The sequence below is a fragment of the Acidovorax sp. FW305-C-20-28 genome (genome assembly GCF_058783375.1).
Window position 1 is genome coordinate 43928 of sequence record NZ_JBYSYM010000008.1, and the last position, 19574, is coordinate 63501.

Genomic DNA, 19574 nt, shown 5'->3' on the forward strand with positions numbered 1-19574 from the left:
CATTCTGGAAAACCCCATGAGCACCTACAACCACTGGTTCATCCGCGCACGGCTCAAGACGCGCCAGTTGCTGCTGCTGGTGGCCCTGGCCGAGGAGGGCAATATCCACCGCGCGGCCCAGGTGCTGAGCATGACGCAGCCCGCAGCCTCCAAGCTGCTCAAGGACCTGGAGGATGTGCTGGAGGTCTCGCTGTTCGAGCGCCTGCCGCGCGGCATGCGCCCGACCTGGTATGGCGAGACCATGATCCGCCACGCGCGCATGGCATTGGCCAGCCTGAACCAGGCGCATGTGGAGATGGCGGCCCTCAAGACCGGGCACTTCGGCCAGGTGGGCATCGGCGCCATCACCTCGCCGGGCCTGAGCCTGCTGCCGGCTGCCGTGGCCATGGTCAAGCAGGAGCACCCGAGCCTGCGCATCTCGCTCGACATCGAGACCAGCCCGGTGCTGATGGACCGGCTGGAGCAGGGCAAGCTCGACATCCTGGTGGGGCGCCTGTTCGAAGAGCACGACAAGACCAACCTGCGCTACGAGCCGCTGAGCGAGGAACTGGTCTGCGCCATGACCCGGCCTGGCCACCCCTTGCTGAGCGTGCCGGGCCTTGCCCTGCGCGACGTGCTGGCCGCGGGCTGGATCGTGCCGCCTGCGGGCAGCGTGCTGCGCCACCGCTTCGACCTGATGTTCCAGCAGGAGGGCCTGTCGCCGCCGGTCAACGTGGTGGAGACCGCGGCCCTGCTGTTCATGACGCGCATGCTGCAGCAGAGCGACATGATCGCCGTGGTGGGCGCCGATGTGGCGCACTACTACGCATCGCACGGCATGGTCGCCATCCTGCCGCTGGCCGTGCCCTGCCATATGGACGCCTTCGGCATCATCACCCGCACGGACCGCCTGCTCTCGCCCGCGGCCAAGGTGATGATGAAGGCGCTCAAGCAGACCAGCCTGGTGCAGTATGGGCGCCGGCTGGAAGCCGGGGATTGAGCTTCGGAGAGGGCTATACCCAGCCGGCGTCCACCTTGAATTCCTGAGCGGTGCACATCGCCGCGTCGTCGGACGCCAGGAACAGCACCATGCGCGCGATGTCGTGCGGGCGCAGCTTGTCGGGCAGGCACTGGTTGCGCGCCAGCTCCTTCTCACCCTCGGCGTCGAGCCAGAGCTTGATCTGGCGCTCGGTCATCACCCAGCCCGGCGAGACGGTGTTGATGCGGATGCGGTCCTGGCCCAGGGTGCGCGCCAGGCCCCGCGTGAGCCCGTTGACCGAGGATTTGGCAATGGCGTAGCAGGGGTAGCCTGCGCCCTTGCCCTGCCAGCCCGTGGATCCGAGGTTGACCACCGAACCCGCGCCCAGGCGGCGCATGCCGGGCACCACGGCCTGGATGGCGAAGAAGGCCGGGCGCTCATTGATGGCCATGCGCTCGTCGTAGTAGTCGGGGGTCACGGATTCCAGTGTGTGGCGGTCGTCGCTGGCCACGTTGTTCACCAGTACCGAGAAATCGCCCAACGCTGCCGCTGCGCGGGCTATGGAGTCTTGCAGCGCGGCGACGTTGCGCACGTCGCACGCCTGCCACCAGGGTCGGGCATGGCCCGCGTCGGCGATCTGCTGGGCCAGGGCCTCGCTGGCTTCGCGCGCCACGTCCACGAATGCCACACGCGCACCCTGTTCGGCGAACGCCGTGACGATGGCCGCACCGATGCCGCTGCCGCCACCGGTGACGAAGACCGGTCGGCCCTGCAGGCTGGGGAAGCGGGCGAGCGTGGCGGGCTGGGAGAGGGATTGAAATTCTGTTGTCATTGCAATTTGTATATAGAAAAATTCCAAAAATAATCATTCCATGCATCAATTGACGTTGATAAGATGCCCGGCGTCAAGAGGCAGGCAGGTAAACAACAAACAGGAGACACGCTTTGAGCAACCAGAGTCCCATGGCGGCGCCCGCTGCGTCGCGATTTCCCATTCCCGCCCTCACGGGGCCCCTGCGCTGCGTGGTCGAAGCCGACGCGCAGCTCGGGGAGGGGCTTGTCTGGTCGGTGCGCGAGCAGGCGCTGTACTGGCTGGACATCCTGGGTTGCCGCCTGTTCCGGCTGGACCCGGCCACGGGCGTGCAGACACAGTGGGGCTTTGATGAGGAGATCTCGGCCCTGGCCGAGCGCCGGGATGCGCCCGGCCTGATCATCACATTGCGGCGCGGTTTTGCCCTGTTCGACCCGGCCACCGACAGCGCACCACGCTACCTGCACCAACCCGTGGCCGAACTGCCCGGCAACCGCTTCAACGACGGCAAGTGCGACGAGCATGGGCGCTTCTGGGGCGGCAGCATGGACTTCGACTGCAAGCTGCCCACGGGGGCGCTCTACCGCTACGACCCCGATGGCCGCTGCACGCGCCACGACGAAGGCTTTGTGGTGACCAACGGGCCCACCTGGGCGATGGCGGATGGCCGCCAGCGCCTGTACTTCAACGATACGCTCAGTTCCATCACCTGGCGCTACGACTTCGATGCCGCCGCAGGCACCGTGTCCAACAAGCAGATGTGGACGCGCTTCAGTGCCGAGGACGGCCTGCCCGACGGCATGACCACCGATGCCCAGGGCCGCCTCTGGATCGCCCACTGGGGCGGCCACTGCGTGACCTGCCACGACCCCGAGACGGCCGAGGAGCTGGGCCGGGTGGTGCTGCCCGCGAGCCAGGTGACCACCTGCGCCTTCGGCGGCGCCGATTTCCGCACCCTCTTCATCACCACCGCACGGGTCGGCCTGACCGCGCAGCAACTGGCGCAGCAGCCGCTGGCCGGCAGCGTGTTTGCCGTGCAGGTCGACAGCCCGGGCGTACCGGCCCATCTTTTTGGTGGCTGAGCCTCTTCACAGGAAAGCATGCGCATGAGCGATACCACCCACCCCGTCACCTGGCTGCGCCACGCTGGCCAGCACCTGGGCCTGGTCCCCTCTCTGGGCGGCAGCGTGGCGGCCTGGCAGATCGACGACCCGCAGCAGCCCGGTGGCCGGCTCGATCTCTGGCGCCCCTGGGACGGCGCCACGCCCGACCTGTACCAGATGGCGTCCTTTGCCATGGTGCCCTGGTCCAACCGCATCAGCGGCGGCGGCTTCACGCACGCGGGCCAGTTCCATCCCATGCAGCCCAACCGGGCCGGCGAGCCGTATCCCATCCATGGCGACGGTTGGCTGCAGCCCTGGACCCTGGCACAGCCCGCGCCCGACACGCTGGAAATGCGCCTGCGCTCGGAGCGTTTCCAGGGCAACCCGTACGACTACGAATCGGTGCAGACCTTCCGCCTGGTGGCGGGCGGGCTGGACCAGCACGTGCTGGTGCGCCACCTTGGGGCCGAGCCGCTGCCTTATGGCATCGGCGTGCACCCGTGGTTTCCGCGCACGCCGGCCACGCGCATCAGCGCGCCGGTCGATGGCGTCTGGCTGTGCGGCGATGACCCGCTGCCGACCGGGCACACCACCCAGTTCCCCGCGGGCTGGAACCTCGGCGAGGGCATTTCGGCCCACGGGGGCCTGATCGACAACGGCTACACCGGCTGGGGTGGCTCGGCACGCATCGAATGGCCCGAACGCGGCCTCGCACTTACGGCCGCCATGCCCGACTTTGCGCAGGACGGCGGTGCGGCGCAGCACTTCTGCCTGGTCTACCGCCCGCCGCAGGGCCCGGCCTTCTGCTTCGAGCCCATCACCCAGCCCATCGACGCCTTTCATCTGCCGGGACAGCCGGGGCTGCGCGTGCTCGCCCAGGGCGAGACGATGGCACTGCACGTGCAGTGGCGCTTCGGCCCCAGCGCCTAGTGGCCTGAGTTGGAAGTTCGTTGAAGAAAGCAATCTGCCGAAATCGCTGCCAGGCTAGGCGCAAAGCACCGCCATGCCGGGTGGCATGGCGAGCATTTGCTTGCGCCGCATGGCGGGGATTGTCGGTAGATTGATTCAACGAATTTCCAAATCGGGGCACTGGGATCAGTCCGCGGCCACCGGGCGGCCCAGCAAGCGGTCCACGGCCGCGCGCAGGGCTGCGAGGGAGGTGGTGTTGAGCACGAAGACCACGAAGCCCTCGATCTGGCTGCTCAGCAGTTCGAAGCGGATATGCAGGAACACCACCAGGTGGTTCTGGATGCGCGTGCCCAGGATGGTGCGGCTGTCACCCACATCGACGCGCGGCGGGCTCAGCTCGAACTCGTTGCCCAGCAGGTCGGCCAGGGCCGCCAGGCAGGCGCTGAGCATCACATTGCCCAACTCGCTCATTGCGTCCTGCTCGATGGCGCTCAGGTCTTCGCCCGGCACGCTCTGGCCCGCAACGATGCGCACGATCTCCAGGCTCTTGTCACCCGGAAAGATCAGCAGCGCATCGCCATTGAAGACCCCGCGAAAGGGCTGGCGAATACCGTGCATGGTGCTGCCGGCCGCGCCCAGCTGCTGGGCCGCCTCGCTCACCGTGAAGATGCTCACGTGCGGCACCGAGAGCAGCACCTCGTCATGCATCAGCCGGCCCATGGCCGCAGCGGCTTTGCCGACGCCGATGTTGAAGATCTCGCTGAGTGCGTCTATCTGTTCCGCATCAAGCTTGGAAGTCATGTCCACTCTCCATCGCGTTGCGCGCCACCTGCGACGCATGAAACCGGCGCGGCCAAGGTCAGTGCCCCCGCGCAAGGGCCGCTCCGCCGCGAAGGCGGCATATCCAGCGCTTGCGCCGGGGGTGTCCCCCTCCCAGACTGCGAAGCAATATGAGAGAGGGGTGGAGGCGCGAAGCGACTCAGGGGGTGCTTCATTCCTTTGCTCCTGTCAGTGTGGCGAGCTTCTTTACCGCTTCAGCCGTGATGGGCTTGGCAATGAACGCCAGCCCTGCCTCCTCGATGCGCTCCTGCACTGCGCCCTGGACATTGGCCGTGACGATGGCGATGGGCAACTGGGGTCGCATCTTGCGCAGGGCAAGGGCTGCCTCCAGGCCGTTCATGCCGTGCATGTTGAAGTCCATGGACACCAGGTCCACGGGGTGCTGCTCGGCCATGGCCAGGGCTTCTTCGCCACTGCTCGCATGCAGGATGCTCCATTGGGGATAGGCCTGCAGGACCAGGCCTTGCAGGATGAGGCGGGACATGCGGCTGTCGTCAACGATCAATAGTTGGAGGCTCATGGCTGGGGCGTGCTTTCTGGTGCGTCATGGGGTGGGGGCGGCGCCGTCATAGGCCAGTACCTTGTTGCGGCCGGTGGCCTTGGCGCGGTACAGCGCCTGGTCGGCCCAGGCCAGGATGGTCTCGATCCAGGCATCACGGTGCGCCATCTCGGCCATGCCGATGGACACGGTGATCTTCAAGGGATCGCTCGCGAGGGAGACGATCTCGAGCCGCGAGATGGCCTCGCGGATGCGCTCGGCCACGGACCAGGCACTCTCGGTCGACGAATGGGGCAGCAAGGCCGCGAATTCCTCGCCCCCCAGCCGCCCCAGGATATCGGCCTCGCGCAGCGCGCCGGCAATGGCCGTGGCGCAGGCGCGCAGCGAGTCGTCGCCGGTCTGGTGCCCATGCCGGTCGTTGATGCGCTTGAAGTGGTCGATGTCGATCATCAGCACCGTGCAGGGCTTGGCATGGCGGCGGCAATGGTCGATGAGGGCCGTGCCGCGCTCCAGGAAGGCACGCCGGTTGAGCATGCCGGTCAGCGAGTCGCGCGTGGCCAGCTCGCGCAGCTGCGACTCCAGCTGCTTGTGCGTGCTGATGTCGAAACCCCAGAGCAGATGGGCCAGCTTGCCGTCGACCTCGATCAGGCGCGCGGACAGCGAACTCCAGCGCGGATTGTTCTTCGCGCCGATGAGGGCTTCCATGCCGTCCACCTGGCCGTAGGTGTCGAGCGCCTCCATCAGTTGCCGGCTGGCGCCGGGCTCGTGCAGCAGTTCGGGCAGGAACAGCTTGATCGGCGGCCACTGCAGGCCCAGGCGTTCCACCATCTGGTTGTTGATGAAGTGCACGAAGCCGCTTTCGACATCCACCAGCACCACATCGCTCGGGCTGGAGTCCAGAATGAAGCCCAGCAGCGCGCGGCTTTCCTCGATCTCGCGTGTGCGGCTGGCCACGCGCATCTCCAGCTGGCGGTTGGCCTGCGCCAGTTGAAGCGACAGGGCCTGCGCCGCCCGGGCCTCGTGCAGCAGCCTGTGGATCAGCAGGGCCGTGCCCACCAGCAGGCCTCCGAGCACGGCGCTGAGCAGCATGAACTGGTTGTGCAGTTCCTGGCGGACGCCATCGGCCTCCTGCGTGGAAAACAGGTGCACCGCCACAACGGCCTTGCGGATGCGCTGCAGCAGTTCATCGGAGTGCAGGAGGATGTCGTCGGCCACATAGGCTCGCTCGAAGGGGGCCGATGCAAACCGGCCGGCCCACCGCTCGGCATGCCTGGCCAGGTCCTCCAGGTCGAGCGCCGTCTGCGGCAGGGCCTGGCGCAGGCGCATGCCGGCGCGCGGGTTGGCGCCGGACATGTCGAGCGTGCTCAGGAGCACCTCCAGGCGCTCCTGCAGATCGGCATCGGGTGCCTCCTGCGCCTTGAGCTTGCGCGCCAGCAGAGCCACGCGCGCCAGTTCACTGTGCACGCTGGACACATGCCAGAGCTCGCTTTGCTGGAACGGCTGCGCCAGCGAGCGCACCTGGCGCAGCGTCCACCACAGGGCCATGGACGTGGCCAGCACCATGGCCACCACCAGCACCAGCAGCCAGTAGGTGCCGCTGCGGTGGCGCAGCAGCCGGCCGGCCCCGGCCGCAGCCGGCAAGGGCTTATCGGACGGAGATGACATGGACCTGCCAGATGGTGCGGTTGATGTAGTCCTGCCGGTGCAGCCGGGGGTTCTGGTCAAAGGGGTAGATCAGGATCAGAGGGCCCTTGTCCCGGATGCTGATCGGCTGGTTGTTGCGGCGGTAGGCCAGGATGGGGTCGTACTGGACCAGATCGCTCCAGGGGATGCGAACAGCGTAGTCGTTCAGGGCCGTCAGCTCGATCTGCTGGGGTTCGTTGCCTCCCAGCAGCTCCACGAGGTGGCGCAGGGACACGCCGCGCCACCGGGACTGGCCCGGCATGCCCAGGGCCTGCGGCAAGCTGGTGACGATCTCGCGGCTAGGCAGCTTCTCCAGCGCCTGCATGGCGCAGGGCAGCACCGTCTGGGTCGCGAGCTGCAGCCGCAGCACCGTGCGCTCGCCGGACGGCGGGCACACTGGGCTGGCGTGGGCGGGCCGGGACAGCCACAGGCTCAACAGGGCAAACAGTGCGAAGGTTGCACAGGGCAACCCCGCCAGGGATCTGGGCATCATCAAGGGCTCTCGCTGGCGCGCTCCTGCGGGCAGTTGCAGGAGCAGATGCAGCGACTATGCCGGGACGCCTTGTGGAAATGGCCGGACTTGCCTGCCGTTGTGGGGGCAATCGGCCCGTTTTGACAATTGTTGACGGCCTGGCCGGGCGCCAGGCCCGCGCGCCCCCCGCTTCAGATGACCCGAAAGCCGTGTGTGCCGTCGCGCCCGAGCTGCTCCACCAGCCCGAACTCCCAGTCCAGGTAGGCCTGCATCGCTTCGCGCGGGCTCTCGGTGCCCTCGTAGGGGCGGCGGTAGCGGTCGGTGCGCGGCGAGGCCAGGCGCGTCTCGCCATGCTCCAGCGGCAGGCTGGCGGCGATCCAGGCCAGGGTGCCGCCTTCGAGCACATGCACCTCGGCGCCTGTGAGGCGCGCCAGGTCTTGCGCGGCGTAGCGGGCGAGCAGGCTGCTGCCGCAGGTGAGCACATAGCGCTCGGCGCGTGGAATGGCCGCCACGGCCTGCGCCAGCTGTGCGCGGATCACGAACCAGGCGCCGGGGATGTGGCGCTGGGTGTAGTTGGCGCTGGTGGTCAGGTCCAGCACGGCGGTGTGGCCGGGCGCATCCTCTTTCAGCCAGGCGGCCAGCTGCGCAGGCGTGGTCCAGGCGATGGGGCCTTCGGGTTCGGGCACGGTGTTGGCCACGGCGCCGGTCTCGCTGAAGTCCGAAGCCTGCGCGCCATCGAGCACCCAGGCCTCCCAGCCCATCTGGGCCAGCCAGGATGCGCTCATGTTGGCGCGCACGCCGTCGTCGTCCACCAGCACCAGGCGCGCGCCGCGCACGGCCGCCGTGTGGTCGGTCTCCTGCACCAATTGCCCGCCCGGCGTGTTGCGAAAGCCGGGCAGGTGGCCGGCCGCGAACTCCTCGGGCGTGCGCACGTCCAGCAAATAGGTGGTGCGGGTGGTCTCGGCCGCAAAGCGGGCCAGGTCGCCGTCCTGGGCACGCTGCACCCGGGCGCGGTCGGCCACGTTGCGTGCCTGCGCTGGTGCCTGGGCGCGGTCGATGTGCACGGCGGGGTCGAAGCGGCGGCTGGCGCCGCGCTCCAGCGTCTGCCCGGCCAGCAGCCAGCCGATGGTGCCGTTGCGCAGCGCGGCCACGGGGTTGGGGATGCCCGCATTGACCAGCGACTGCGTGCCGATGATGCTGCGCGTGCGCCCCGCGCAGTTCACGATGATCTGTGTGGCCGGGTTGGGCGCCAGCGCCTGGGCGCGCAGCACCAGCTCGGCGCCGGGCACGCTCACGCCGGTGGGGATGTTCATGGTGTGGTATTCGTCGTAGCGGCGTGCGTCCAGCACCACCAGGTCGGCCTTGGCGTCGATCAGGGCCTGCACCTCCTCGGCCGCGAGCGAAGGGGTGTGGCGCTCGGCCTCCACCAGTTCGCCAAACGATTTGCTGGGCACGTTCACGTCGATGAACAGCTCGCCCCCCGCATCGCGCCAGCCTTGCAGGCCGCCTGCGAGCAGAGTCACCTGGGTGTAGCCCAGGCGCTGCAGGGTGCGCGCTGCGGGCTCGGCCAGGCCCTCGCCAGCGTCGTAGACCACGATCAAGGTGTCGCGGCGGGGGATGCGCGTCCATGCATCGAGCTCGATCTTGCCCGCGGGCAGGTTGGCGGCGAACAGCGGGTGGCCCTGGGCGTAAGGGTCTTCCTCGCGCACGTCGAGCAGGGCGATTTCCTCGCGGGCGAGCAGGGCCTCACGGACCTGGAGAACAGAAGTGTGGGGAATGGCAGGAGCGGTCATTGGGGGAATGGTACGGGTCTTTGGATAAAGGGGGTCAGGCCGAAGGCGCCGGGTTCTTCGAGAGGTCCCAGATGTTGGGCAGGGTGCTGTTGCTGTAGCCCGAGATGAAAGGTTTGCGCGTGCCGTCTTCCAGGTACACGCTGCGCTGCACGGCGCCGATGTTGGCACCGTAGACGTGGACGCTGATGGAAGTCTGGCCAGGCACCGCATTGCTCACGCGATGCACGTCGCCGATGGTGGGGGAAACAGCCTCCACCTGGCCTGGCTGCAGTCGGTGCGGCGCGCCCTGGGGGGCCCAACGGCCATCCGCCGTGCGGGCATAGGCCTGCGAGTCTTCGGCGCCGCGCAGCATGCCTATCAGCCCCCACACCGTGTGGTCGTGGATGGGCGTGGCCTGGCCCGGCCCCCAGACAAAGCTCACCACCGAGAAGCGGCCCAGCGCGTCGGCATGCAGCAGGTACTGCTGGTAGCGCTCGGAGCTCTCCTGGGCATAGGCGGCGGGCAGCCAGTCGTCATGGGCCACCAGGGCGCCGAGCAGGGCGCCGCCGCGCGTGAGCAGTTCGGGCTCGGGCGGGGCGCTTTCCACCAGGGCGGCCAGTTGCTGCACAAAGCTGCGCAGGCGGGCGGTATTGGGGGATGAGGGTGATGAAGGGGATGCTTGTTCGAGAACGTCGGGGGCGAGGGCATGCATGCCCTGCATTGCACCAGCCTTGGGCGCTGGGGTGTGTGGAAAGTTTTGCATATCCATCTCCGTTTTTCTTCGTTCTCTTTTGGGGGGCTGCCCTGTGCAATGCGGCTGGTGCGGTGCTTGCCACCGCTGTCTCTTTCTTTTTCATTACACACGAGGTGCCGGGCATGAACAACAAGGGCCAGATTCTGGGTGGGGGAGAAGCGCGTTGGTCGCGCCGGCAGTTGCTGCGCGCCACCGGCGCGGCCACGGTGGTGGGCGCATCGGGCGTGGTGGGCAGCCAGGTGTTGGCCGCCGGCAAACTGCGCGAGGTCAAGCTGGCCTGGAACGCCAATGCCATCTGCCTGTCGGCCGCCCCAGTGGCCATTGAGCGCGGCATCTTCGAAAAGCACGGCCTCAAGGTCGAGCTGGTCAACTTCGCGGGCTCCACCGACCAGTTGCTCGAAACCATCGCCACCTCCAAGGCCGATGCCGGCCTGGGCATGGTGCACCGCTGGATCAAGCCGCTGGAGTCGGGCTTCGATGTGAAGCTGGTGGGCAGCTCGCACGGCGGCTGCTCGCGCCTGGTGGGCTACGAGGCCGCGGGCGTGACCAGCCTGCAAAAACTCAAGGGCAAGACCATCGCGGTGTCGGACCTCAACAGCCCGGGCAAGAACTTCTTCTCGGTGCTGCTGACCAAGGCTGGCCTGAACCCCGAGAAGGACATCACCTGGCGCCAGTTCCCCGGCGACATGCTGGGCCTGGCGGTGGAAAAGGGCGAGGCCCAGGCCATTGCCGACGGCGACCCCAACCTGCTGTTGATCCAGCGCCGCACCAAGGGCCTGGTGGACCTGGCCTCCAACCTCTCGGGCGAGTACGCGGCCAAGACCTGCTGCGTGCTGGGCGTGAGCGGCGCGCTGGTGCGCAATGACAAGGGTACGGCAGCCGCGCTCACGCGCGCCATCATTGAGGCCTCGGACTTCGTGGCCGACAACCCCAACGAGACGGCACGCATCTTTAGCCCCTATTCCAAGGTGCCGCAGGAGGACCTGCGCGCGGTGCTGGGCACGCTCACGCACCGCAGCCACCCCGTGGGCACGGCCCTGCGCCAGGAGATCGAGTTCTACGCGCGCGACTTCAAGCTGGTGGGGGTGCTCAAGCCTTCCACCGATCCGGCACGCTTTGCCGCCCACGTCCACGCCGACGTATTGGCCTGAGCCCGCCATGAGCACTGTTGCCGATCACATCCTGCCCGCACCGGCCTCGGTGTCGGCCGCGCCAACGCCCCGCGCGCCAGCGGTGGCCGTGCCGCAGCGGGCCACTGCCTTGCCGTCTTTCTGGTGGACCGGCCTGGCCGCCGCCATCGCCTGGACTGCGCTGGGCCTCATCACCTATCTGTGGCCCAACAAGCCCGTGGGCTTCAGCGATTGGGCCTTCACCGAGGAGTTCGCTATCGGGTCTGGCGCCGTGGCGCTGCTCCTGGCGGTGCTGGCCTTCGTGCCGGGCGCGCTGGGCCGCGCAGCGCCCCGTGTGCGCAAGGCCGGTCCCTGGCTCGTGGCCCTGGCGTTGGGCTTTGCGGTCTGGGAGATCTTCACGGCCAAGCTGGGCACCTTGCCGCCGCCGTTCTTCGCACCGCCGCAAAGCCTGGTGGAGGTCTACGCCACCGATTGGGCGCGCCTGCTGGAAAGCGCGGGGGCATCGCTGCGCCTGCTCGCCCTGGGCATTGCGATCGGCGCAGCGGCGGGTTTTGTCACGGGCGTGCTGATCGGATGGTCGCGCCAGGCCAGCTACTGGATCCACCCCGTGCTGCGCATCCTGGGGCCCGTGCCCACCACGGCGCTGCTGCCGGTGAGCTTCTATTTCTTCCCGTCGAGCTGGTCCACGGCGATCTTCCTGATCGCGCTGGGCACGGCCTTCCCGGTGGCCATCCTCACCTGGTCGGGCGTGGCCGGCGTTCACAAGAACTACTACGACGTGGCGCGCACCATGGGCGCGTCGCCCTGGTTCCTGGTGCTGCGCGTGGCCATACCGGCCGCGCTGCCGCAGGTCTTCGTGGGCCTGTTCATGGGCCTCGGGGCCGCATTCTCCACCCTGGTCGTGGCCGAAATGCTGGGCGTGAAGGCGGGCCTGGGCTGGTACCTGACCTGGGCCCAGGGCTGGGCGGCTTATCCCAACATGTATGCGGCGCTGATCGTCATGGCGCTGCTGTTCTCGGGCGTGATCACCTTGCTGTTCGTGCTGCGCGACCGGGTGCTGTCCTGGCAGAAGGGGGTGGTGAAATGGTGAGCGCTGTTGCATCGGGATCGACCGCTTCCACCCAGGTCACTGGCGCACGCATCGACGTGCGCAATGTAAGCCACTGGTTCGACCTGCCCGCCGGCCCGCTGCACGTCATCGACGAGCTCGACCTGTCGATCGCCCCTGGTGAATTCGTGGCCCTGCTCGGGCCCAGCGGCTGCGGCAAGAGCACCTTGCTGCGCCTGGTGGCGGGGCTGGAGCCCGCTACCACGGGCGAACTGCTGCAGGACGGCACGCCCATCACCGACCCCGATCCCTCGCGCATCGTGGTCTTCCAGGACCCCACGCTGTTCCCCTGGCGCACGGTCTGGGACAACGTGGCCCTGGGCCTGCAGGCACGCGGCATTTTGCGCACGCAGCGCCACCGGGTGGACGAGGCGTTGCGCCTGGTCGGCCTGCAGGACTTTGCCAAGGCCTTCCCACACCAGCTCTCGGGCGGCATGGCGCAGCGCGTGGCGCTGGCGCGGGCCCTGGTGAACGACCCGAGCCTCTTGGTATTGGACGAACCGCTGGGCAAGCTCGACTCGCTCACGCGCCTGTCCATGCAGACCGAGCTCGTGGACCTGTGGCAGCGCACGGGCTTTTCGGCCCTGCTGGTCACGCACGACGTGGAGGAGGCGCTGTTCATGGCCCAGCGCGTGGTGGTGTTCTCCGACCGGCCGGCACGCATCCAGCAGGTGCTGGTGAACGATTTGCCGTACCCACGCCACCGTGGCGACCCGCGCCTGGCCGAGCTGCGCCGCGAGGCCCTGGCGTTGCTGGGGCTGGATGCCAGCTGGTAGCGGGAGCGCCTTGTCCCCTGAGTTGCTGAACGGCCTGCTCGAAGGCCTGCATGCTGCGCAGCAGGGCCTGCGTGCCTTGCTGCACGCCCTGGGCCTGGCGCCCGAGGTGCATGGTCAGCCTGGCTGGCCGCTCGCGCATCGCATTGCCGCCGAGATGCTGGTGGTGGATGCCGGCCACGCACGGCGCGTTCTCGGGTCGCTGGCCTGCACGGGCGCTGCCCTGGTGCTGCTGGCCGTGGCGCTGCCCTGGCGCCGCGCCCGCTGGCCGCTGGCGGCCCTGGCCATCACCGTGCTGGTGCTGGCCCCCTGGCCCCAGGCCCATCTGCTGCTGGCGCCGGCCGTGGCGACCAGCCTGCACCAGTCGCCCACCGGCTTTGCTGCCGCAGGCATTGTGCGCGGCCAGGCCGCCTACCAGCAGCATTGCGTGCGCTGCCATGGCGCCGACGGCCGGGGCGAGGGCCCCGACGCGCCCCAACTGGTGCAGTGGCCACCCAACCTGAACGGCGCCTTGCTCTGGAAGCGGCTCGATGGCGAGCTGTTCTGGCGCGTGCGCGAGGGCATGCACAACCGCGCCGGTGTGCCCACCATGCCCGGCGCGGGCAGCGCATTGAGCGACGCGCAGATCTGGGAGGTGCTGGATTATCTGCAGGCTCATGCGGCCGGGCAGATGCTGCGCGAATCGGGCACCTGGGACCGCCCGGTGCGCCTGCCGGCCATGGCCGTGCAATGCCGCCAGGGGCGCGCGCGGCATAGCAGCGGGCTGGTGGGGCAGCGCGTGCGCGTGGTCGTGGCAGGGCCCGGCGTGCAACCCGTGGCCGACGATCCGCGCCTGGTGACCCTGGTGGCGGGCACGCTGGCGGAAGGCTCCGATCCCGAATGCCGGCCGCAGGCAGGCATGCATGCCGTGGAGCAGGCGCTGGCGCTGGTCGTTGGCATACCGGCCGCCGAACTGCCGGGCTACCAGTTGATCGTGGACCGCGCCGGCTGGTTGCGCGCCCGCGGCCAGCCGGGCAAGGCCGCCTGGTCCGAGGACGACCTGGTCTGCCGCTCGACCACGGTACCCCAGGCGCCCACCGACAGGGTGGTGGCCACCCTGGCGGGCCAGGGGGATGGGCTGGAGGCCCTGATCCGCCGCATGGACGCCGAACCGGTGCGGCTCACGCGCGGCGGCTTTCCGCACTGAGAAGGAGAGGTGGCTCCGGTCAGCCCTCCATCCGGTTCAGCGTGAACGGCGCCGCCGCGAAGATGCGCACGCCATGCTCCAGCGCGTCCTCGTCGAAGTCGAACAGCGGGTGGTGGTGCGGGTGGCAGATGTGCTTGGCCGCGCTGCGCGCGCCGATCAGCGCATAGGCGCCCGGGGCATGTTCGGTGAAGGCGCTGAAATCCTCGCTGTTGGGCAGCGGGTTCATGGTGTGCAGGGGAACGTCGGACAGGGCCTCGCGCACGGCGGCGCGCAGGGCGGCAGCGGTGGCCGGGTCGTTGACCACCGGGCGGTAGCCGTGCATGTACTCCAGCTCCACCGTGGCGCCATGGGCCTGGGCCACGCCACTGGCGATGCGGGCTATGGCCTCGGGCACGCGCGCGCGCACCTCGGGCGAGTAGCAGCGCACCGAGCCCGACAGCTCCGCGCTGTCCGGGATCACATTGAACGCCGAGCCGGCCTGGAACTTGGTGACCGAGAGGATCAGGGCCTCGTGCGCATCGGTGTTGCGCGCCACCACGGCCTGCAGGTTGGCCACGATCTGCGCGCCGATCCAGATCGGGTCGATGCACTTGTCGGGGTTGGCCGCATGGCCGCCCTTGCCCTGCACGCGCAGTACGAAGCGGTCGGAGCTGGCGAGCGTGGGGCCGTCGAGCACCACGATGCGGCCCGTGTCCACGGTGGACATGACGTGGGCCGAGATGATGCGGTCCACGCCCTGCATCACGCCGGCGTCCACCATCTGCTGCGCGCCGCCGGGGTGCTGTTCCTCGGCATGCTGGAAGAAAAAGCGCACCTCGCCCGGCAACTGCTGGCGCAGCCCGGCCAGCAGCCGCGCAGCGCCCAGCAACATCGAGGCATGCCCATCGTGCCCGCAGGCGTGCATCGCGCCGGGCCGGGCCGAGGCATAGTCGCAGGTCTTCTGGTCGTGGATGGGCAGGGCGTCGATGTCGGCTCGGATCGCCAGCACCTTGCCGGGCAGGGCGCCGCGCAGCGTGGCCACCAGGCTGGTGGGGGTGGGGCGGTGGATGGCCAGGCCGTCGATCTGGCGCAGCTCGCGTTCCAGGAAGTCGGCCGTGTCGATCTCCTGGAACGACAGTTCGGCGTGGCGGTGCATGTGGCGGCGCCAGGCCACGACCTGCTCGTGCTGGGCGCGGGCCTGTGCGGTGATGGTGGCTATCAGTTGCGGGGTGGACATGGTGCGGCTCACTCCATCTCGATCTTGCGGGCTTGCACCACCTTGCGCACACGCTCCAGGCTGGTGCCGATGAGCGCGCCGAACTGCTCGGGCGTGCCGGCGATGGACTCGGCGCCCAGTTCCTTCAGGCGCGCCTGCAGGGCCGGGTCCTTCAGCGCATCGGCCGCCGCGGCGTTCAGTTTGGCCACGATGGCCGGGGGCGTCTTGGCCGGCGCCACCAGGCCAAACCAGGTGATCGCGATCTCGTTGAGGTCTGCATGGCCCAGCTCCTTGAAGGTGGGCACATTGGGCAGGGCCGCCAGGCGCGTGTCGGCTGCCACCACGAACGGGACCAGCTTGCCGGCCTTGATGTGGGGCGCGGACGAGGGGTACTGGTCGCTCAGCAGCTGGGTCTCGCCGCCCAGCGCGCCCGTGATCACCGGGCCCATGCCCTTGTAGGGCACGTGGCGCACCTGGATCTTGAGCTCGTCGTTCATGGCCTCGATGATCAGGTGGCCGATGGAGCCGGAGCCGGGCGAGCCCGCGTTGAGCTGGTCGGGCTTGCTGCGCGCCAGCGCCACCACGGCGGGCAGGCTGTCCACCTTGAGGCTGGGGTGGGCCGAGAACACCGAGGGAATGGAGGCCAGCGCCGTGATCGGCGCAAAGTCCTTGAGCGGGTCGGTGCGCGAGGCCTTGAGCAGCACCGGGTTCACCGCCAGCGTGCTCACCGTGCCCACGCCAATGGTGTAGCCGTCGGGCGCCGAGCGTGCCACGGCCTCGGCGCCGATGGCGCCGCCTGCACCGGCGCGGTTGTCCACCACGACCGACTGGCCCAGCGACTTCTGCATGCGGTCGGCCACCAGGCGCGCCACGATGTCGGTGGAGCCGCCGGGGGCGAAGGGCACGATCAGCTTCACGGGCTTGTCGGGGTAGGCCTGGGCGAACGCGGCGGGCATGGTGGTGCACAGGCTGGCGATGGCAGCGGCCAGCAGCTTGGTGCGTCGGGGGAGGAGACGGGTCATGGTGAAAACCTGGCGGTAAAAGATGCTGCGGCGGATTGTGGGGTCTGGCTATTGGATTGACCAATAGAATTTAGGGGTTTTGTATTGGATTGGCTTATGACAAAGGCTCCAGCGGCAGTGACCGACCCCGGTGTATTGTTCAACCGCCTGCTCGCGCGCGGGCGGTTGCGTCACCTGCAGCTGATTGCGGCCCTGGCCGATGCGGGCAGCGTGCAGCGCGCGGCGGCTGCCGTGGGCATGAGCCAGCCGGCCGCCACCCAGGCCCTGTCAGATTTGGAAGACCTGCTGCAGGCCCCCTTGTTCGAGCGCCACAATCGCGGCGTGCGGCCCACGCGCTTTGGCGAGGCCGTGGTGCCCGTGGCGCGCAATGTGCTGCAGGCCCTGCGCGCCACCACCGAAACGCTGTCGGCCCTGCAGGCGGGCGCCCAGGCCTTTTTGCGCCTGGGCTGCATTCCCGCAGCGGCCTCGGGCCTGCTCGCCCGCGCGCTGCCGGCGCTGCTGCAGGCGCAGCCGGGGCTGCAGGTGGAGCTGATCGAGGAGAACATGGTGCACCTGCTGCCCGAGTTGGCCGCCGGCCGGCTCGATGCCGTGGTCTGCCGTCGCCCGCAGGACGTGCCTGCCGCCTGGCAGTTCGAGTTGCTTCAGAGCGATGCACCCGCAGTGGTGGCCGCGCCCGGACACCCCTTGGCGGGCCTGCGCAGCGTGGCGCTGGGCCGGCTGGTGGGCCTGCCCTGGGTGCTGCCGCCGCGGGGCATGGGCGTGCGCGACTACTACGACCGGCTGTGGGCCGGCCATGCGCAGCAGCCTGTGCTCTACCCCATGGCCACCACGGCCCTGCCCGTGGTGCTGGAGGCCCTGCGCAGTACCGGCGCCGTGAGCCTCATGCCGCAGAGCATTGCCCAGGCGCTGGTGGACACAGGCGTGGCCGTGGTGCTGGCCGTGAAGCTGCCCCAGGCGCTGGAGTCCTCACTGCAAGGGCTAGGCCTGCTCACTACGGGTTTTGCCGACGGGCCGGCGCTTGCGGCCCTGCGGGCGCGGTTGCGCATTGCGCCGGCATAGGCAGGTGCGGCCCCTTACATGGGCTCGATCTGCGCCTTCTTCATCATCGCCTCGGTCAGCAGCATCTCCTTGGTGAAGTTGCGCTTGTACGCCTCGGCGTCCATGGGAGTGACAGAGCCGCCTTGCTCCTCCAGCGCGGCAATGACCGCCGGCAGCTTCAGTGCCTTCTCGAACGCGCCGCGCATGCGCGCCACGATGGGATCGGGCGTGCCCGCGGGCACCGACACGCCGCCCCAGGAGGTCAGCTCTACGCCGCGCACGCCTAGCTCGGCCAGCGTGGGCACCTGGGGCAGCTTGGGGTTGCGGCGCGTGCCGGCAATCGCCAGGGCGCGCAGCTTGCCGGCCTGGATGTTGGAGTAGGCCACCGAGAAGATGGGCGCGCCGAAGGTGACCTGGCGGCCCATCACGGCGTTGACGATCTCCGACGCGCCCTTGTAGGGCACATGGGTGACCTGCGCATCCACCGCGCTGAGCAGCAGCTCCACCCCCAGGTGCGAGGGCGTGCCCACGCCGCCCGAGGCATAGTCGAGCTTGCCGGGGGCCGCACGCGCCTTGGTGAGCAGGTCGTCCAGCGTGCGGATGTCGGACGCCGCATTGACGATGAGCACGATGTCCGCGCTGGTCAGGCCCATCACGTGCTGGAAGTCCTTGAGTGCGTCATAGCCCGGCGCCTTGTACATGTGCATGCTTGCAGCCATGGGGGCGCTGGAGTAGATCCAGGTGTAGCCGTCGGGCGCGGCCTTGGCCACCTGGCGCGCGCCCAGGTTGCCGCCCACGCCGCCGCGGTTCTCGATCACCACCGCCTGGCCCAGTTCGCGGCCCACCGCCTCGTGGATGATGCGTGCCGTGGTGTCGGGCGCCGTGCCCGCGAGGAAGGGCACCACCCACTTGATGGGGCGCGTGGGCCAGGGCTCGGCCGCCCGGGCCGTGCCCAGCGTGAGCAGGGCGGGGGCGGGCAGCAGGCTGGCGGCCAGGGTCTGGCCGAGAAATTGCCGGCGTTGTAGCCGGCGTTGCAAGGTGTGTGTGCTCATGTCTTTGTCTCCTGTCTTTATAGTGGAATCGCCTTGATCGCTGAAAACTCAGGCTTGGGGTGCCAGCAGCTCCTTGGCAATGGTGTTGCGCTGGATCTCGCTGGTGCCCGTGAGCACGCGGTACATGCGCAGCATGCGGAACAGAAACTCCACGCGCCGCCCCTGCACGATGCCCTCGCCGCCATGGATCTGCACGGCCCGGTCGGCAATGCGAAACGCCGTCTCGGAGCAGAACAGCTTGGCCATCGAGGCCTCGGCCCGGGCCTGACTGCCCGCGTCGATCTGGCGCGCCGTGCCCAGCATCAGCGCACGGGCCGCGCACAGCTCGGTCGCCATGTCGGCCAGCAGGTGCTGGATGGCCTGGAAGTCGCCGATGGCGCGGCCGAACTGGCGGCGTTGCAAGGCGTAGTCACGTGCGTCGCGCAGGGCCAGCTGCGCCAGGCCCAGCATGGCCGGGCAGTGCAGTAGGCGGTTCACGGTGATGCGCCCCAGCGCCAGCGCCAGGCCCCGGCCCGGCTCGCCGATCAGGTTGGCAGCGGGCACGCGGCAGCCTTCGAGCACGATGTCCCCGGTGGACGACTGGCCGGCCATGGTCTTGTAGCCCGTCTCCACCCGCACGCCGGGCGCCTTGAGGTCCACGAAGAAGGCCGTGACCTCGCGCTCGGCCGGATCGCTGGCCGTAGAGGCCATCAGCACCGCATAGTCGGCAAACGGCGAGCCCGAGATGAAGCGCTTGCGCCCGTCGATCACGAAGCTGTCACCATCGCGCACTGCACGGGTCTGCACGGCGCCGGCGTCCGACCCCGCCTCGGCCTCGGTCAGTGCAAAGCAGATGGCCTTGTCGGCCCGGGCCACCGGCGCGATGAACTGCTGCAGCTGGTAGGGCGTGGCCTGGCGCGCCAGCGCCCCCACGCGTGGCGGGCCGCTCAGCTCGCCGAATACATGGGGCGCAAAGGGTGAGCCGCTGGCATAGATGGCCTCCTTGATGAGCACATGGTCCAGCACCGACAGGCCCAGGCCGCCCATGGCCGTGGGCAGGGTCATGCCATAGAAGCCCAGTTCGTGCGAGCGCTTCCACACTTGCTGCAGCAGGGTGCGGTCGGCGCCCTGTTCATGGTCGATGCCGTGCTCGCGCGCCAGCGCGGCCAGCTCGCCATGCAGGAACTCGTTGATGCGGCCGATCAGCTCGGCTGCGCGCTCGGAACCTTCGAAGGGGATGTCGAACAGGGGAGCGGGTATCGGGTTGATGGAATCGGTCTTCATGTGTTT

Annotated in this window: 19 protein-coding genes; 8 read left to right on the top strand and 11 right to left on the bottom strand. The window is 69.0% G+C overall.

Annotation, left to right across the window (positions count from 1 at the left end):
• Window positions 1-16: 16 nt before the first annotated feature.
• Window positions 17-979 carry a LysR substrate-binding domain-containing protein gene (locus tag AC3WOH_RS11515; RefSeq protein ID WP_184860729.1) on the top strand — a complete coding sequence of 321 codons (963 nt, stop codon included), beginning with the start codon at window positions 17-19 and terminating at the stop codon, window positions 977-979.
• A gap of 13 nt (window positions 980-992) precedes the next feature.
• Here the strand turns inward: AC3WOH_RS11515 and AC3WOH_RS11520 are convergent, their stop codons facing one another.
• Complete coding sequence (locus AC3WOH_RS11520; protein WP_492229469.1) at window positions 993-1790, bottom strand: SDR family NAD(P)-dependent oxidoreductase; 798 nt, start codon at window positions 1788-1790, stop codon at window positions 993-995.
• Between the two features lie 131 nt (window positions 1791-1921).
• Here AC3WOH_RS11520 and AC3WOH_RS11525 point away from each other — a divergent pair, with 131 nt between their 5' ends.
• On the top strand, window positions 1922-2851 hold the full coding sequence (locus AC3WOH_RS11525) for an SMP-30/gluconolactonase/LRE family protein (RefSeq protein WP_492229611.1): 930 nt from the start codon (window positions 1922-1924) through the stop codon (window positions 2849-2851).
• Window positions 2852-2869: 18 nt separating this feature from the next.
• Window positions 2870-3802: an aldose 1-epimerase gene (locus tag AC3WOH_RS11530; protein ID WP_492229470.1), complete on the top strand. Its 933-nt coding sequence runs from the start codon at window positions 2870-2872 to the stop codon at window positions 3800-3802.
• 165 nt (window positions 3803-3967) lie between these two features.
• Here AC3WOH_RS11530 and AC3WOH_RS11535 read toward each other — a convergent pair whose 3' ends face one another.
• From AC3WOH_RS11535 to AC3WOH_RS11560, 6 genes are all read right to left on the bottom strand, one after another.
• Complete coding sequence (locus AC3WOH_RS11535) at window positions 3968-4582, bottom strand: chemotaxis protein CheC (protein ID WP_492229471.1); 615 nt, start codon at window positions 4580-4582, stop codon at window positions 3968-3970.
• A 190-nt stretch (window positions 4583-4772) separates the two neighbouring features.
• Window positions 4773-5141, bottom strand: a complete 369-nt coding sequence (locus AC3WOH_RS11540) for a response regulator (RefSeq protein ID WP_492229472.1) — start codon at window positions 5139-5141, stop codon at window positions 4773-4775.
• A gap of 24 nt (window positions 5142-5165) precedes the next feature.
• Window positions 5166-6785, bottom strand: coding sequence for a GGDEF domain-containing protein (locus tag AC3WOH_RS11545; RefSeq protein ID WP_492229473.1), 1620 nt, complete (start codon window positions 6783-6785; stop codon window positions 5166-5168).
• Window positions 6766-7296, bottom strand: coding sequence for a putative pterin-binding protein (locus AC3WOH_RS11550; protein ID WP_492229474.1), 531 nt, complete (start codon window positions 7294-7296; stop codon window positions 6766-6768). The genes AC3WOH_RS11545 and AC3WOH_RS11550 overlap by 20 nt, the downstream gene beginning before the upstream one ends.
• Before the next feature lie 170 nt (window positions 7297-7466).
• Complete coding sequence (locus AC3WOH_RS11555; protein WP_492229475.1) at window positions 7467-9068, bottom strand: rhodanese-related sulfurtransferase; 1602 nt, start codon at window positions 9066-9068, stop codon at window positions 7467-7469.
• 34 nt (window positions 9069-9102) lie between these two features.
• Entirely contained in the window at window positions 9103-9759 is a 657-nt protein-coding gene (locus tag AC3WOH_RS11560) for a cysteine dioxygenase family protein (RefSeq protein WP_492229476.1), read from the bottom strand.
• Window positions 9760-9923: 164 nt separating this feature from the next.
• On the opposite strand from AC3WOH_RS11560, the gene AC3WOH_RS11565 reads away from it, so the two are divergent.
• Genes AC3WOH_RS11565 through AC3WOH_RS11580 form a run of 4 tightly spaced genes read left to right on the top strand, consistent with a single transcriptional unit; the run spans window position 9924 to window position 13998 of the window.
• Entirely contained in the window at window positions 9924-10952 is a 1029-nt protein-coding gene (locus AC3WOH_RS11565) for an ABC transporter substrate-binding protein (RefSeq protein ID WP_007857998.1), read from the top strand.
• Window positions 10953-10959: 7 nt separating this feature from the next.
• On the top strand, window positions 10960-12021 hold the full coding sequence (locus AC3WOH_RS11570; protein WP_492229477.1) for an ABC transporter permease: 1062 nt from the start codon (window positions 10960-10962) through the stop codon (window positions 12019-12021).
• Window positions 12015-12815, top strand: a complete 801-nt coding sequence (locus AC3WOH_RS11575; protein WP_492229478.1) for an ABC transporter ATP-binding protein — start codon at window positions 12015-12017, stop codon at window positions 12813-12815. Before AC3WOH_RS11570 ends, AC3WOH_RS11575 begins: the two co-directional genes overlap by 7 nt.
• A 10-nt stretch (window positions 12816-12825) precedes the next feature.
• Window positions 12826-13998 carry a c-type cytochrome gene (locus tag AC3WOH_RS11580; protein ID WP_492229479.1) on the top strand — a complete coding sequence of 391 codons (1173 nt, stop codon included), beginning with the start codon at window positions 12826-12828 and terminating at the stop codon, window positions 13996-13998.
• A 19-nt stretch (window positions 13999-14017) separates the two neighbouring features.
• Here the strand turns inward: AC3WOH_RS11580 and AC3WOH_RS11585 are convergent, their stop codons facing one another.
• Window positions 14018-15214 (bottom strand): amidohydrolase, encoded by a 1197-nt coding sequence (locus tag AC3WOH_RS11585; protein WP_492229480.1) that lies wholly within the window; start codon window positions 15212-15214, stop codon window positions 14018-14020.
• 8 nt (window positions 15215-15222) lie between these two features.
• On the bottom strand, window positions 15223-16215 hold the full coding sequence (locus AC3WOH_RS11590) for a Bug family tripartite tricarboxylate transporter substrate binding protein (RefSeq protein WP_492229481.1): 993 nt from the start codon (window positions 16213-16215) through the stop codon (window positions 15223-15225).
• 96 nt (window positions 16216-16311) lie between these two features.
• Here AC3WOH_RS11590 and AC3WOH_RS11595 point away from each other — a divergent pair, with 96 nt between their 5' ends.
• Window positions 16312-17274 (top strand): LysR family transcriptional regulator, encoded by a 963-nt coding sequence (locus AC3WOH_RS11595; RefSeq protein WP_492229482.1) that lies wholly within the window; start codon window positions 16312-16314, stop codon window positions 17272-17274.
• A 14-nt stretch (window positions 17275-17288) separates the two neighbouring features.
• Here AC3WOH_RS11595 and AC3WOH_RS11600 read toward each other — a convergent pair whose 3' ends face one another.
• Window positions 17289-18305 carry a Bug family tripartite tricarboxylate transporter substrate binding protein gene (locus AC3WOH_RS11600; RefSeq protein ID WP_492229483.1) on the bottom strand — a complete coding sequence of 339 codons (1017 nt, stop codon included), beginning with the start codon at window positions 18303-18305 and terminating at the stop codon, window positions 17289-17291.
• A gap of 48 nt (window positions 18306-18353) precedes the next feature.
• Window positions 18354-19568 (bottom strand): acyl-CoA dehydrogenase family protein, encoded by a 1215-nt coding sequence (locus AC3WOH_RS11605; protein WP_492229484.1) that lies wholly within the window; start codon window positions 19566-19568, stop codon window positions 18354-18356.
• Window positions 19569-19574 lie beyond the last annotated feature (6 nt).

Excerpts from the sequence above, each read along its gene's own strand:
- AC3WOH_RS11515 (WP_184860729.1), top strand. The coding sequence starts at position 17 with ATGAGCACCTACAACCACTGGTTCATCCGCGCACGGCTCAAGACGCGC.
- AC3WOH_RS11520 (WP_492229469.1), bottom strand. The coding sequence starts at position 1,790 with ATGACAACAGAATTTCAATCCCTCTCCCAGCCCGCCACGCTCGCCCGC.
- AC3WOH_RS11525 (WP_492229611.1), top strand. The coding sequence starts at position 1,922 with ATGGCGGCGCCCGCTGCGTCGCGATTTCCCATTCCCGCCCTCACGGGG.
- AC3WOH_RS11530 (WP_492229470.1), top strand. The coding sequence starts at position 2,870 with ATGCGCATGAGCGATACCACCCACCCCGTCACCTGGCTGCGCCACGCT.
- AC3WOH_RS11535 (WP_492229471.1), bottom strand. The coding sequence starts at position 4,582 with ATGACTTCCAAGCTTGATGCGGAACAGATAGACGCACTCAGCGAGATC.
- AC3WOH_RS11540 (WP_492229472.1), bottom strand. The coding sequence starts at position 5,141 with ATGAGCCTCCAACTATTGATCGTTGACGACAGCCGCATGTCCCGCCTC.
- AC3WOH_RS11545 (WP_492229473.1), bottom strand. The coding sequence starts at position 6,785 with ATGTCATCTCCGTCCGATAAGCCCTTGCCGGCTGCGGCCGGGGCCGGC.
- AC3WOH_RS11550 (WP_492229474.1), bottom strand. The coding sequence starts at position 7,296 with ATGATGCCCAGATCCCTGGCGGGGTTGCCCTGTGCAACCTTCGCACTG.
- AC3WOH_RS11555 (WP_492229475.1), bottom strand. The coding sequence starts at position 9,068 with ATGACCGCTCCTGCCATTCCCCACACTTCTGTTCTCCAGGTCCGTGAG.
- AC3WOH_RS11560 (WP_492229476.1), bottom strand. The coding sequence starts at position 9,759 with ATGCATGCCCTCGCCCCCGACGTTCTCGAACAAGCATCCCCTTCATCA.
- AC3WOH_RS11565 (WP_007857998.1), top strand. The coding sequence starts at position 9,924 with ATGAACAACAAGGGCCAGATTCTGGGTGGGGGAGAAGCGCGTTGGTCG.
- AC3WOH_RS11570 (WP_492229477.1), top strand. The coding sequence starts at position 10,960 with ATGAGCACTGTTGCCGATCACATCCTGCCCGCACCGGCCTCGGTGTCG.
- AC3WOH_RS11575 (WP_492229478.1), top strand. The coding sequence starts at position 12,015 with ATGGTGAGCGCTGTTGCATCGGGATCGACCGCTTCCACCCAGGTCACT.
- AC3WOH_RS11585 (WP_492229480.1), bottom strand. The coding sequence starts at position 15,214 with ATGTCCACCCCGCAACTGATAGCCACCATCACCGCACAGGCCCGCGCC.
- AC3WOH_RS11590 (WP_492229481.1), bottom strand. The coding sequence starts at position 16,215 with ATGACCCGTCTCCTCCCCCGACGCACCAAGCTGCTGGCCGCTGCCATC.
- AC3WOH_RS11595 (WP_492229482.1), top strand. The coding sequence starts at position 16,312 with ATGACAAAGGCTCCAGCGGCAGTGACCGACCCCGGTGTATTGTTCAAC.
- AC3WOH_RS11600 (WP_492229483.1), bottom strand. The coding sequence starts at position 18,305 with ATGAGCACACACACCTTGCAACGCCGGCTACAACGCCGGCAATTTCTC.
- AC3WOH_RS11605 (WP_492229484.1), bottom strand. The coding sequence starts at position 19,568 with ATGAAGACCGATTCCATCAACCCGATACCCGCTCCCCTGTTCGACATC.